Source organism: Bradyrhizobium sp. LB13.1 (assembly GCF_054056815.1).
In genome coordinates this window covers 6050286-6063756 of record NZ_JBSRYQ010000001.1, presented here as the reverse complement: position 1 = coordinate 6063756, position 13471 = coordinate 6050286, and the positions used below count along the sequence as shown (strand labels likewise).

At 63.7% G+C, this 13471-nt stretch carries 10 protein-coding genes and 2 pseudogenes; 7 read left to right on the top strand and 5 right to left on the bottom strand.

The window, feature by feature from the left end; genetic code table 11:
• Positions 1–24 precede the first annotated feature (24 nt).
• A pseudogene (locus ACVWYI_RS29420) lies at positions 25–1822 on the bottom strand (ShlB/FhaC/HecB family hemolysin secretion/activation protein).
• A gap of 129 nt (positions 1823–1951) precedes the next feature.
• On the opposite strand from ACVWYI_RS29420, the gene ACVWYI_RS29415 reads away from it, so the two are divergent.
• Positions 1952–3127, top strand: a complete 1176-nt coding sequence (locus tag ACVWYI_RS29415) for a FecR family protein (RefSeq protein ID WP_456663888.1) — start codon at positions 1952–1954, stop codon at positions 3125–3127.
• 58 nt (positions 3128–3185) lie between these two features.
• Positions 3186–5926 (top strand): annotated as a pseudogene (locus ACVWYI_RS29410) (EAL domain-containing protein).
• A gap of 17 nt (positions 5927–5943) precedes the next feature.
• Here the strand turns inward: ACVWYI_RS29410 and ACVWYI_RS29405 are convergent.
• Positions 5944–6204 (bottom strand): hypothetical protein, encoded by a 261-nt coding sequence (locus ACVWYI_RS29405; RefSeq protein ID WP_247350644.1) that lies wholly within the window; start codon positions 6202–6204, stop codon positions 5944–5946.
• Between the two features lie 267 nt (positions 6205–6471).
• Between ACVWYI_RS29405 and rocF the strand changes: the two genes are divergently transcribed.
• From rocF to ACVWYI_RS29385, 4 genes are all read left to right on the top strand, one after another.
• Positions 6472–7449, top strand: coding sequence for an arginase (rocF, locus tag ACVWYI_RS29400; protein ID WP_247350647.1), 978 nt, complete (start codon positions 6472–6474; stop codon positions 7447–7449).
• Between the two features lie 161 nt (positions 7450–7610).
• Positions 7611–8882, top strand: coding sequence for a sulfite dehydrogenase (gene soxC / locus ACVWYI_RS29395; protein WP_456663887.1), 1272 nt, complete (start codon positions 7611–7613; stop codon positions 8880–8882).
• Positions 8869–9411 (top strand): c-type cytochrome, encoded by a 543-nt coding sequence (locus ACVWYI_RS29390; protein ID WP_456663886.1) that lies wholly within the window; start codon positions 8869–8871, stop codon positions 9409–9411. The genes soxC and ACVWYI_RS29390 overlap by 14 nt, the downstream gene beginning before the upstream one ends.
• Positions 9412–9513: 102 nt before the next feature.
• On the top strand, positions 9514–9810 hold the full coding sequence (locus ACVWYI_RS29385; RefSeq protein ID WP_247350657.1) for a hypothetical protein: 297 nt from the start codon (positions 9514–9516) through the stop codon (positions 9808–9810).
• A gap of 6 nt (positions 9811–9816) precedes the next feature.
• Here the strand turns inward: ACVWYI_RS29385 and ACVWYI_RS29380 are convergent, their stop codons facing one another.
• The 3 genes from ACVWYI_RS29380 to ACVWYI_RS29370 all read right to left on the bottom strand — a co-directional run bounded on the left by ACVWYI_RS29380 (position 9817) and on the right by ACVWYI_RS29370 (position 12940).
• Positions 9817–11031, bottom strand: coding sequence for a mandelate racemase/muconate lactonizing enzyme family protein (locus tag ACVWYI_RS29380; RefSeq protein WP_456663885.1), 1215 nt, complete (start codon positions 11029–11031; stop codon positions 9817–9819).
• 153 nt (positions 11032–11184) lie between these two features.
• The gene (locus tag ACVWYI_RS29375; RefSeq protein WP_456649140.1) at positions 11185–12471 is read right to left on the bottom strand and encodes an NRAMP family divalent metal transporter; all 1287 of its coding nucleotides are present in this window, start codon (positions 12469–12471) and stop codon (positions 11185–11187) included.
• A 283-nt stretch (positions 12472–12754) separates the two neighbouring features.
• Positions 12755–12940, bottom strand: a complete 186-nt coding sequence (locus ACVWYI_RS29370; RefSeq protein ID WP_211398252.1) for a hypothetical protein — start codon at positions 12938–12940, stop codon at positions 12755–12757.
• Between the two features lie 247 nt (positions 12941–13187).
• Here ACVWYI_RS29370 and ACVWYI_RS29365 point away from each other — a divergent pair, with 247 nt between their 5' ends.
• Positions 13188–13457: a hypothetical protein gene (locus ACVWYI_RS29365; RefSeq protein ID WP_354045143.1), complete on the top strand. Its 270-nt coding sequence runs from the start codon at positions 13188–13190 to the stop codon at positions 13455–13457.
• Positions 13458–13471 lie beyond the last annotated feature (14 nt).

The following is a 13471-nucleotide window of genomic DNA, read 5'->3' as shown; positions in this document are numbered from 1 at the left end:
GCAGCGGCAACAAGGGTCGTGCGGCTAGAGGTAGCCGTCCCTGCTGCGTTCGGGGCAGAGCCGGAACGCGCTCGACAGGGTGAACAGGAAGCGCGCGCTGCGGCGCTCGTTGTCTGGCGCCCGGTAGCTCAAGGGGACCGCCACGCCGAGATCGGCCTGGAAATCGTCCGGCAGGAAGAACCGCACGCCAGCTCCGGCCGAGGTCAACGACAGGCCGTCGCTCAGGCGGTAACCGTCGTTCCAGACTGCGCCAGCATCGCCAAAAGCATAGAGCTGATAGCCGGTCCAGTAGCGGAAATTGAGCTTCTGGTCGAAGCGCAGTTCGAGTGAACCGGCAAGACCGTTGTCGCCGCTGATCTCGGCTGCGCCATAGCCGCGGCCGAAGGCAGCGCCGCCGAGATAGAATTGCTGCGAGGTGAACAGCGGCCGCGACGCCGTCTGGTTCGCAGCGGAGAGCTTGAGCGACCAGGCGTCGTTGAGCGTCTGGTAGCGCGTGAACCAGAGGTTCAGCACCGAGAAGTTCGATGCCGCGCCATCGCGCGACAACAGATCGTCGTCGAAATGCGAGGCACCGAAGATGTCGAGGCCCTGGCGATAGGTCAGCGTCGCGAAATTGGTGCCGCCGAAATGATCCTGGAGCCGGTAATCGGCGGTCAGGCTCGCGGTCCTGATATGGTCGTTGTACCAGGGCCCGTAAAGGTCATGCTCGGATACGTTGCTGAATGTCCCGGCCACGGTAAGCGTCAGCCCCGACGATTGCGACAGGAAGGGCACAGTGCTTGCCCGCACCTCGAAAGCTTCGGTCGTGGTGATGTCGCTGTCGAGGCGGCGGGCATCGCCCGGCCGCACCGCGCTGTACAGGACGGAGGCGCCGAGACGCACACCGTCGACGCCGACGGGCGCGTCATAGGACAGCCGTGCGAAGCCGAGCTCACGGGGGTCGTTGGCAATGGTCGACAGGTTGACCGCCAGCGTGTCGCCGGGCGTGAGGTAGGAGTTGAACGCGCCGGTCGCGTAGGTCTGCCACGGGCCCACTGACGACGAGCCGAGATTGTCCAGACCGAGCGACGAGAAGACGTGCCAGGTCCTCAAATAGACGGTGAGGCGGAAGCGGCCGGTCGAAACCGCCGATCTCCTCCAGCGCGGTATCGGTGATGCGGACGCCCGGCCTGCCGCTGACGAGGAAGAGTTGGCGTTCGAGCGTTGCCAAGCGCGAGGGCTGCTCGGCCAGGATTGGCCCGAGCATCGGCCTCACGCCGAACTGCTCGGCGCCATCGCCTTTCAGCTCGGCCTGCACGATGGCGCCTTCGACCACCTGGATCCGGACGCGTCCGTCGGCAATATCCTGCGGCGGCACGATCGCCCGGCTCAGGTGAAATCCATCGGCGCGGTAGAGATCGCTGATCGCGCCGGCGATCGCGGCGAGATCCGCCTGCGAAACCTTCTTGCCGACATAGGGCTGGTAGACCGCGGCGATGCGATCGGGGGAAACCGCCTGGGCTCCGCTGACGTTCACGCCGCGCAGCACGAACTGAGGCTTGGTAGCGCCGCCCGTGTTGGGCTGGCCGACTGTTGGTAGCCTGACCGGAGGACGGCTCAGCGATTCCCGCTCGGTCTGGTTTTCAAAGTATTTCTCAGGTTGGCGCGGATCGAAACCCGGCTGGCTCGCCTGTTGTCCGAAAGCCTGAGGAACTCCCGCAAAAATCGGTACCAACAGCACCAGCGCGGTAAGGAGATGCCGCTTCTCAACGCGCGCAACAAGCCTGTTCCCGTAGTTTGACGGAGAAGTGCTCCTAAGGCGGTAAGAGGTCGTTAGCCACATGATTTTTCATAGTTTTTTATGGTCAATGAATCGTTAACGCGACCGCTCCGCTCGCCGCTTCCCGCTAATTCTATCTTGAGTGATTTCGGATACCCCCAAGACTGGCTGTAACGCGGACTGAGGATCGTCATGCTGGTCAAAATTGGAATGCGGTGCGCCTTGGTGGCTGCGCTGATCCTGGGAACGGCCTCCGGCGCCTCCGCCGCGGACGATGGCGTCTGGTCGGTCGGCAAGGCCACCGGCGACGTCTGGGTCGCCACTAACGGCGCTCAGCAGGTTTCGTTGAACCAGCAGGAGGCGCTCAAGCCCGGCGACACCATTCGCACCGGACGTAACGGGCGCGTGCTGCTCGTCCGCGGCGAGGAAACGATACTGATCTCTCCCAACTCGGTGGTCGGCTTGCCCACGGAGAAAAAGGAGGGTCTCTCGACCACCATCATCCAGCAGGCAGGTTCGATCCTGCTCGAGGTCGAGAAGCGCAACGTCAAGCATTTCGAGGTCGAGACGCCCTATCTCGCCGCCGTGGTCAAGGGAACGCAGTTCAGCGTCACTGTGAATGCAGGCAGCACCAAGGTCGGCGTGCTTCGCGGCCAAGTCGAGGTCTCCGACTTCAAGACAGGACAGATCGCTCAGGTCATGCCGGGACAAGCGGCTACCGCCTTCGAGCACGGCAAGCCCGGTATCAGCCTGAGCGGTGCCGGCACCTTCAATCCGATCGAGCACGGCAAGCCGCGCGCCTCGACGATCGAGCGCGTCCCCGTGCCGAAATCGGGCCTGTCGGCTCCGCGCAGCGCAGCGAATGGCCGTGCGATTCATGCGCTCGGTCCGGTCGACAAGGGCACCAAGGCGGCCGGCGCAGCTAAGCAATCGCATCAGGCAGCCGGAGTTCACGCGCCCAAGGCTGGGGTCGTGCGCATCTCGAGCTCGCTTGGCGAGGTCAAGCTGAACGTCCACAAGGTCACGCACGGACTCGCCCACGGCGCTGTTGCTCCCGGGCAGGTGCGCAACGCGAACGCCAGCGCTGGTACCGAGACGGTCTGGAGCGATACGAAGGCGAGCACGACGACCGCAGCCGCCAATAGCTCCAACACAACGGCAGTCAGCGTGAGCAGCAGTTCATCCGCAGCCAGTGCCACATCGGCGTCGGCAAGCGCGACGACCGTTGCGACCACCGCTGGGCCGCCGGATAATGTGTCCGGTGGAAGTCCAGGAAACGAAAGCAACGGCAACGGCAACGACGGCGCCACCGGTAACGGCAATGGCCGCAATGGTCACGGCAATGCCTACGGCCATAACAAGCACTGAGGCGATTTCCTAGGGGATGAGGGGCGCACCCGCCGACGCGGGTGTGTAGGAGGATCGGGTGAAACGCTATCGGCCGCATATTCTTGTCGTGACCGCACTCGCGGTGGTGCTGTCCAGGGGGTGGCACGGTGCACTTCGCAACGCGCTGACCGATCTGCGGTTCGCATGGCAATCGCGTGCTGCCAGCGGCAACGTCGTCGTGGTCGCCATCGACGCGCCCTCGATCGACCAGATCGGGGTATGGCCTTGGCCGCGCCGGCTGCACGCGGAACTGTTGCACAGGCTCGAGGCGGCGGGGGCGCAGGACGTCGCCTTCGACATCGATTTCAGCACGCCATCTGATCCGGCCTCTGACGAGGCGTTGGTCACTGCGCTTCGTGAAGTCGGCGGCTCGACGATCCTGCCGTCATTCAAGCAGCCGACGCCGAATGGCGGCGGGGCTCACATCAATCAGCCTCTGAAGCCGTTCAGCAACCAGTCGTGGCCCGCCGTCGTCAATGTGGCGGTCGAATCCGACGGGCTCGTGCGCCGTTATCCGTTCGGCGAGAAGCTCGGCGATGCCTTGATGTCGTCGATGGCCGTCGTGCTGGCCGGGCAGGACGCCAATCGGCGGCCGCCTTTCCTGATCGATTTCGGTATTCGAAGCGCTTCCATTCCGACTGTCTCCTATGTCGACGTGCTCCGCGGCGATACCGCCACTCTCGACAAGCTGAGAGATAAAAAAATCATCGTTGGTGCGACGGCGCTCGAACTCGGCGATCGGTTCAGCGTTCCTAACGGGCGCATCGTCTCGGGACCCGTCCTCCAGGCGCTGGCAGCAGAATCGATCCTCCAGAACCGGATGCTGCGCTGGACCTCCGATATCGGCATGATCCTGGGCCTCAGTGCGATCTGCCTGCTGATGATGTATTCGTGGCGCCGCTTCGCACCGGGAGCTCGCGTCGCAATCTTGATCTCAGCCGGAGCGGCCTTCGAGCTGGTCGCTATCCTCGTGCAGGCAAGATGGCCCTTCATCATCGACACATCGCTGTGCCACATCGCGATTGTCGCTTATCTGGCGGCGATCGCACTGGACGAAATCGACTTCCGTAGTCTCCTGGGACGCATCGCCGAAAGCCGCTTTCATCGGATCGCGATGTCGCTCGGCGATGGCCTCGTCTGCACCGACGAAGATCAACTGATCACGGTGTGGAATCCCGGCGCCAGTGCGATCTTCGGCTATATGCCCGCCGAGATCATCGGCCGCCCGTTCGAAACGCTGTGCGCCGTGCCGGTGGACGATGACGCGAGGCCGTCCATGCGCAACGCCGCACGCCAGGCGCTCCTCGTGCCCGGCGGGGCGGTCGTCGTCGAGTTCGAAGGGCGGCGCAAGAACGGTGACACTTTCCCGGTCGAGGCGAGCTTCTCGGGCTGGCAGGGAACGGACGGTTTCCAGTACGGAGCCATCCTGCGCGACATCTCGGTCCGCAAGCGCGAGGCCGACCGCGTCAGATATCTCGCCGAATACGACGCGCTGACCGGTCTTGCCAACCGCAACACGCTGCATGCCGGACTGGTCGACATGATTGCGGACGCCGGGCAGCGCTCTTGCGAGGTCGCGTTGCTCGTGATCGGACTCGACGGTTTCCAGAGCATCAATGACATGCTGGGTCATTCCGCCGGAGATCTCGTGCTGCAGGCGGTCGCTATTCGCCTGAAGGGCCAGGCGGGGGATGGCGCTATCGTTGCCCGGCTTAGCGGAGACGAATTCGCCATTGCGCGTGAAGGCTCTGATGGCGGCGAGCCGATCGCAGAGTTCGCCGAGCGAATCGCGCTCGCCTTCGAAGCACCGCTTGCGACTGGCACACGGCAGCATCGCGTCAGGATCAGCATCGGCGTCGCCGTCTATCCGGAAGGCGGGCACAACGCGGACGATCTCCTGAGCAATGGCCATCTCGCGCTGAGCAAGGCAAAGCTGACGCGGCGGGGCGGCCATGTGATCTTCGAGAGCGCGATCAGGCAGGAGCTGGAGAACCGGCTGACGCTGGAGAGTGAATTGGCGCTTGCCGCGGATCGCGGCGAGTTCGAGCTGTTCTACCAGCCTCAGGTACGCCTGATCGACGCCAGCCTGATCGGGGCCGAAGCGCTGATCCGTTGGCGGCATCCCGTGCGCGGCTACGTTTCGCCCGGGGAGTTCATGCCGGTGGTCAACACCTCGGCGCTATCCGAGCGGATCGCGAATTGGGTAATGGAGACCGCCTGCCGGCAGGCGCGCGCCTGGGAGCTGTCCGGCAACAGCGTGCGCGTCGCGATCAACCTGTCGCCCTCGCAGCTTCACTCCGGCGATCTCGCGCATTCGGTCGCGACGCTTCTGGACGCAACGGGGCTCACGCCGTCGCTGCTCGAGATCGAGGTCACAGAGGACATCCTGCTCCACGACGAAAGCCGCGTGCTCGACATGTTCAAGCGCATCCAGCAGCTCGGCGTCCGCGTCCTGTTCGACGATTTCGGCACTGGAGCTATGCGAGCCTGAGCTATCTGAAGAAATTTCCGCTCGACGGGCTCAAGATCGACAGGTCGTTCGTGCTCGATCTGCTCGCGGATTCCGATGATGCCGCGATCGTGGGGTCGACCATCGGCCTCAGCAAGCAGCTCGGACTCACGGTCGTTGCTGAAGGCATCGAAAATCGCGCTACGGCCGATTTCCTCGTGAGCATGGGATGCGAGGAAGGGCAGGGCTATTTCTTCGGCCGCCCGATGCCGGCGGAAGCATTCGAGCGGCAATTCTTCGCGGTCGAGTGCGCCGTCAGCGCCGCCTGAACGGGCCCGCTCGATTTCTAGCGCCGACGCGCCACCGCGACCCCGAACAGGAAAGCAACGAACAGGCTCGCAAGCGGCGCTTCGCGCGTGATTGCCGCGACGGTGGCGAGAGGCCGTCCGGGCTTTCGCGCTTCATCGATTGCGGAGGTCATGCGGTCGACAGCTGCATGCAAGCCGCCTGCGACTTCACCGACGGTGCGGGATACGTCCGTCGCGGCATCGATGGCGCGCTCGGCCATGCCGGGATGGGAAGTGGACTGCGGAATCTCCGTGCTCAAGCGCGCGACCTCCAGGCTGATCGTGTGTCGGAGGCCGGTACCTTTGGCTATCCGCGCGAGCGCTCGTTCTGAACAGCGGGTCCGACGACCTTTGGCTATCCGCGACAGGCGCCGTGGTTTTTACGGCGGGTACCGGCCGTGGATGAGCAATTCGGCGCGCGGGGTTTTGTTCCGCGTCGATACACCGCTACGCGGACCTCCCCCGTGAAACGACGGGCGCGAATCTCTGTTAGGCTGGCGCAATCTTGCTGATCTCAGGAGACGGCTGTGACCGATCGGACCCCGACGGATCGAGCCCGGCGCATCGCCTTGCTGGGCGCTCCCATCGACATGGGGGCTTCGCAGCGCGGCACCCTGATGGGTCCTGCGGCGCTCCGCACCGCCGGCCTTGCGACACTGCTCGAGAGCCTGGATTTCGAGGTCACTGATTACGGCGATCTCTCGGTGGCCGAGGTCCGGGACCTCGCGGACAGGCCTCCCGACAAAGCCAATCACTACCGCGAAATTCAGCGCTGGACGCGCGTGCTGAGCCGCAAAGGCTACGAGATCGCGAACACCGGTGCGCTGCCGATTTTCCTGGGAGGCGATCACACCTTGTCGATGGGATCGGTGAACGCCATGGCCCGTCACTGGCAGGAGCGCGGACGCGAGCTGTTCGTGCTCTGGCTCGATGCCCATGCCGACTACAACACGCCGGAGACGACGATTACCGCCAATATGCACGGCATGTCGGCAGCGTTCCTGTGCGGCGAACCCGGCCTCGACGGATTGCTCGGCGATGATCCGCGCGCCTCGATCGATCCCGACAGGCTCGACCTGTTCGGCGCGCGCTCAATCGACAAGCTCGAAAAGGAGTTGATGCGCGCGCGCCGGATCAGGGTTGTCGACATGCGACAGATCGACGAGTTCGGCGTCGCCGTGCTGATCCGCCGCGTCATCGAGCGCGTCAGGGCCGGCAACGGCGTGCTGCATGTCAGCTTCGACGTCGATTTTCTCGACCCCTGCGTCGCGCCGGGTGTCGGCACGACGGTGCCGGGCGGAGCGACCTATCGCGAGGCGCATCTGATCATGGAGCTTCTGCACGATTCCGGCGTGGTCGGATCAGTCGACATCGTCGAGCTCAATCCGTTCCTCGACGAACGTGGCCGCACCGCGCGGACCGCGGTTGAACTGATCGGCAGCCTGTTCGGCCAGCAGATCGCCGACCGGCCGACACCAAGCAATGCGATCGCGCCGGGTGAGTGACGCACGAGCCGTTTGTGCGTTGCGAAGAAGGGAACTGCCGTCGCCGCCGCGCTATTTAGATCAGTCGAGGTCGAAATCGCCTATTTTTGAAACAGCTGCGAATTGCAAATGCACGTCGCAGAATGTTTCATGCGGGTGGCGCTTCAGCCGAGGATCCGCAAATGAGCAGCACGTTCGACGCCGACGACAAATCCGCAGGCACGACTCGCCGCCTCTTTCTGCGCGGCAGCGCTGCGGTGGCGGGTGGCACCGTCATGGGCGCCGGTGCATCGGCTGCCGCCGAGACCGACAACCTTCCACCCAACATTCCCGAATGGATGAAGGCGCCGGGCGAACCGATGGGAAGCCAACCCTATGGCGCGCCGTCACCGTTCGAGAAGGGCGTCGTCAAGAACATCTCGAAGACTCTCAAGCAATACATATCGGCCTCCGGCCGGACTCCATTGCAGGAGCTCGATGGCATCATCACGCCGAACGGACTGTTCTACGAGCGGCATCACGGCGGCGTTCCGACCATCGATCCGGCTCAGCACCGGTTGATGCTGCACGGGCTGGTCGAGCGTCCGCTGATCTTCACAATGGACGATCTCAGGCGTTTCCCGTCGGAATCGCGCGTCCACTTTCTCGAATGCTCCGGCAATCCCGGCTACAGCAAGCCTTACGGCAAGACAGCATCGGAGCTTGTGGGTCTGGTGAGTTGTGCGGAATGGACCGGCGTCAGTCTCAAGCTGGTGCTCCAGGAGGCCGGGTTGAAGCCGGAAGCCAAATGGGTCGTCGCCGAGGGCGCCGACGCCGCTGCGCTGACCCGCAGCATCCCGATCGAGAAATGCCTCGAGGACGCAATGTTGGTTTACAGCCAGAACGGGGAGCGGCTGCGTCCGCAGCAGGGCTATCCGCTGCGGCTGTTCCTGCCTGGCTTCGAGGGCAATATGAGCGTGAAGTGGCTGCGCCGCCTGCATGTGACGGCGGAGCCGGTCTATTCGCGAGAGGAGACCTCGAAATACACCGACCTCCTGCCGGACGGCACCGCACGTGAATTTTCGTTCTTCATGGAGGCGAAGTCGATCATCACGCGGCCCTCGGGCGGCCAGCGTCTGAACGCGCCCGGCTTCCACGAGATCACCGGCATCGCTTGGAGCGGGCATGGCAAGATCGCGCGCGTCGAGATATCCGTCGACGACGGCAAGAGCTGGCAGGACGCGCGATTGCAGGAGCCGGTGCTGACGCGCGCTCTCACGCGCTTCCGTCTGCCGTGGCGATGGGACGGCAAACCTGCCGTGATCCAGAGCCGGGCCATCGATGAGACCGGCTATGTGCAGCCGACGCTGTCCGAGCTGCTCGCGGTGCGCGGCGAGAACTATTTCTACCACAACAACGCGATCTGGCCCTGGCGCATCGCGGCTGACGGTGAGGTGACCAATGCGCAGGCGTGAGATTTGCAATATCGCCGTTGCAATCGTGGTCTCTGTCTTTGCAAGCGAAGCGCAGGCGCAAAGCCTGTACGGCATCGGGCACCCGGCGACGGCTGCGGAGATCGCAGGCTGGAATATCGATATCGGGCGCGACGGCAGCAATCTGCCGAAGGGAAGTGGCTCAGTCGGCCACGGGCGCGAGGTGTTCGCCCAGCAATGTGCTTCATGCCATGGCGACCAGGGCGAGGGCGGACTGGGTGATCGGCTCGTCGGAGGGCAGGGCACGATCGGGACTCCTAAGCCTATCCGAACGGTCGGCAGCTATTGGCCTTATGCGCCGACGCTGTTCGACTACATCCGTCGCGCCATGCCGCAGAACGCGCCGCAGTCGCTGAGTGACGAGGACGTCTATGCGGTGTCTGCCTATATCCTGAACCTGAACGGGCTGGTGGCAGCCGATGCGGCGCTCGATGCAAAATCGCTTGCGGCCGTCAATATGCCGAACCGCGGCAGGTTCGTTGACGATGCGCGGCCTGATGTGAAAAAGTGATGGCCTTGTCGCGATCAGGTTCCACGCGGTGGCTCGGAACTTGCTTATGCGAATGGTGGAACTCGCGGGACGTCATTGAATTAACCTGCGAGAGGAAAAAATATGGGTCATACGATGGCAACTGATCGCTTCGCAAACTCCATGTTGTCAGCGCTTCGCCATCCCGGCGTGATTGCGTTGATTGTGGCCGGCGTGACGATTGCTGCGATGCTCATCGTCGATCATGGGCCGTGGAATCGCGCCAAGACGCAGCCGGCTCACGTCGCGATGTATGCGACCACGGGAGAAGCTGCGCGCGCCGCTGGTGCGGCAGTGCTCCCGACCGAACAGAAGTCGCCGATCGAGCCGGAGCGGCCGGGGCCGAACACGTCCCCGACCATCAACCCCGTGACGCCGTAGTCGGCCTCAATCCTTGCGACCGTAGTTGAGGAGCCCGCCGCTGGCCTTTGGCGGATGCGCGCGAAGGGCTTCCTCGTTCGGCTCGGTGCCCCAGCCGGGCCGGTCTGGAATAACCAGATGCCCGTTCGCAATCTCCGGCTCATGCGTGAACAGCTCGCGGTCCCATGCCAAGCGATCGATGTCGATCTCCATGATGCGCAGGTTCGGCACCGCGGCGCAGAAATGCGCATTCATCATCGAGCAGAGATGGCCGTAGAAATTATGCGGTGCGACGTTGACTTCGAACGCTTCCGCGGCGGCTGCGATTTTCATCGACTGCCAGACGCCGTTCCAGGGCGTGTCGATGATCGCGACGTCCATCGCCTGCTTGTGGAAATAGGGCAGGAATTCCCGCAGGCCCAATAGCGTCTCGCAGGACGAGATGGGATGCGGGCTTTGCCTGCGGATGTAACCGAGCGCTTCCGGGTTGAAGCTGTCGATCTCGATCCAGAACATATCGAGGTCCGCGATGGTACGCAGGATCTTCAGATAGCCCTCGGTCTTGGCGTTGAAGTTGCAGTCGAGCAGGATGTCGACGTCGGGGCCTGCACCGTCGCGGATCGCTTCCAGATGCATGCGCAGGTCGCGCAGGATTTTGCGGTCGACGTTGATCTCGGGGGCGAAGGGAGAGCCGAATCCCGGCCGCCAACCGGTCGGCTTGCCGTCGTCGTAGGAAAAGATGTTGGTCTTGAGCGCGGTGAACTTCTTCTCGCGCACCTCGCGTCCCATTGCCTTGACGCCGTCGAGGTTCTCGATCGGCGGCTTGTACCAGGACGGATGATTGATCCGCCATGTCGCGCAATGCGACCAATAGACCCTGACGCGGTCGCGGATCTTGCCGCCGAGCAGTTCGTAGCAGGGCACGCCGAGACACTTCGCCTTGGCATCGAGCAGTGCGTTCTCGATCGCGCCGAGCGCCTGCGCCACCACGCCGCCGGCGGCGGGACGTGTGGCCGCGAACAGCTCGGCGTAGATTCGCTCGTGCCGGAAAACGTTTTGCCCGATGACGCGGGCGGAGAGGCGCTGGATCGCAGCGCCGACGCCGGGCGAGCCGAAGCCCTCGTCGAACTCGCTCCAGCCGACGATACCGTCTTCGGTCGTCAGCTTGACGAAGTGGTAGTTTCTCCAACCGGCATCGCAGGCGAGAATTTCGAGACTTGTTGCTTTTGATGATTTGGTCATGTCGCTCCCCGTCGCCCGGCCGGGCTTTGCTTATTCTTGAGGCCCGGTCGCAAGCCCCGGCCCTGGTCGCAATTGTTAGGCCAACCACGGATCGGCGTGAAGCCCGCAGCGGGCCTGGCCCTAGACGTTTTACGGCCATTGTCGCAAGGTTAGTCAGCCGATCGCGGAGGAGCCGAGCAGAGCAAGCACGGCCAGCGCCATCAACGCGGTGCCGAGCCAGCCCAGTACGACGAGCCATGACCGGGCCTTGAAGCGGCCCATGATCGCCTTGCTCGAGACGATCAGCATCATCATCGCCATGATCGGAACGGCGACGATGCCGTTGAGCACGGCGCTCCACACCAGCATTTGAATTGAGCCGATCCCGGTGAAGCCGAGCCCGAAGCCCATAATGGTCGCCGCGGCGATGATGGTGTAGAAGCCGACCGCCTCGTCCGGCTTGGCCTCCAGCGTCGCGCGCCAGCCGAAGATCTCCGCCACGCCGTAAGCGGCCGAACCCGCCAGCACCGGAATTGCGAGCAGGCCCGTGCCAATGATGCCGGTCGCGAACAGGGCGAAGGTGAAGTCGCCGGCGAGCGGCCGCAGCGCTTCGGCGGCCTGGGTCGCCGAGTTGATGTTGGTGACGCCATGTGCGTGCAGGACCGACGCGGTGGTTAGGATGATGAAGAAGGCGATGCCGTTGGAGAGCAGCATGCCGGCGAGGGTGTCGACCCTGATGCGCGCGAGTTCGGGATTGCCGCCGCGCTTCAGTCCGCGAAGCGGCTTGTCGCGCTTGCCCTGATTCATCTCCTCGACCTCCTGCGAAGCCTGCCAGAAGAACAGATAGGGGCTGATGGTGGTGCCGAGCACGGCGACCACCATCATGAGGTAGTCGGCGCTGACATTGGCCTTCGGCCACACCGCCGCGAGCAGCGCCGTGCTCCACGGGATATTCACGGTGAAGGCCGTCGCGACATAGGCGAACAGCGCCAAAGTGAGGAATTTCAGCACCGGCGAATAGCGCCGATAGGGCAGAAACACCTGCAGCAGGGTCGAGCCCGCCGCGAAGATCAGCGCGTGCTCGTGGTTGAGGCCGCCGATCACCAGCGAGAGCGCCTCAGCCATCGCGGCGATGTCGGCGGCGATGTTGAAGGTGTTGGCGGCGACGAGCATGGCGACGAGCGTCAGCACCGCCCAGCGCGGCGCGATCTGCATCACGTTGGCGGCCAGCCCCTTGCCGGTGACGCGGCCGATCCGGGCGCTGACGAGTTGGATGGCGATCATGAACGGTGTGGTGAGAAACACCGTCCAGAGCAAGCCATAGCCGAATTGCGCGCCGGCCTGCGAATAGGTGGCGATGCCGGACGGATCGTCGTCGGCCGCCCCGGTGACGAGACCCGGCCCGAGCCTTTGCAACAGCGTCGGCGCCGATTTCGGGGGGGTGAGGGCACTGTCGGTCATGGCAGGAGGGACCTCGGTCGGGGGCGTCCTTAGCAAATGCTAATGAGGGAACAAGGTTCCGAGCGGCGCATGAGCGGGCTCCCTCGCCGATTTCTGATAAAGCTAATCGACTTTTGACTCGTCGGGCAAAACACCTATATAAGTGCATCATCGAAGAACACTCGGTGCCCGCTTTTGCGCACATCCCTACCGCAACCGGCGACCACGGACGGCCGTCGCGCGTCCGCAACGTGCGCATGGAGAGCAGCGAGGTGTTTGTCCCCTGAGCGAGTACGCTTCGGGACTATTTGATGCTGACGAACATGCCCCAGGCGCCGGCCAGCGCGGCGCCGGAAAAGACGATCAGCGGATTGTCGCAGAACGCGCTCCCATAGGTGCACATGGTGACGCCGAACGAGCCGATCTCGTGATGGCTTGCGGAATAGAACAGTCCCGACAGCACCAGCAATGCAGCGGCGACGTAATACATCGACGATCTCTCCGAAGCTTTCCCGATTGCGTCTTTCGCAAGGGACACGTTCCAGCATGGCGCGAACGAATTGCATCCTGCCGAATGTGCCTTGCTGCATTTGAACTAAAGTCGATCAGTCCCGCGAGACGTTGCCGCCATTGGTTGCAGTTTGCTGCGCTGTCTACGTTTGATTCGGGATGGGAACATCTGGACGCGCGGTCCATTAACGAACAGGAATTGGCTGGACCCAACCTAGGAGTGGCCCATGGGCGCCGAAAGGATGCACCCTCCGCGGTACTGGCGAATGCGGGCGGAAGAATTCCGCACCAAGGCGGACAATTGCGAGTACGCCGAGACGCGGGAAGTGCTGCGCAAGGTGGCGGAAAATTACGATGAACTGGCGCGCCGCGCCGCGCGCATCTGCACCGTCCCGACCCTGGACGAACGGCGACGGCAGGAATCCCACCAAGTCGTTCAGGACTACGCCGAGGATCAGCGCGCGATCATGGGACGTCTGGGCGCGCCCATGAATTAGAAGCGCTACCGCGC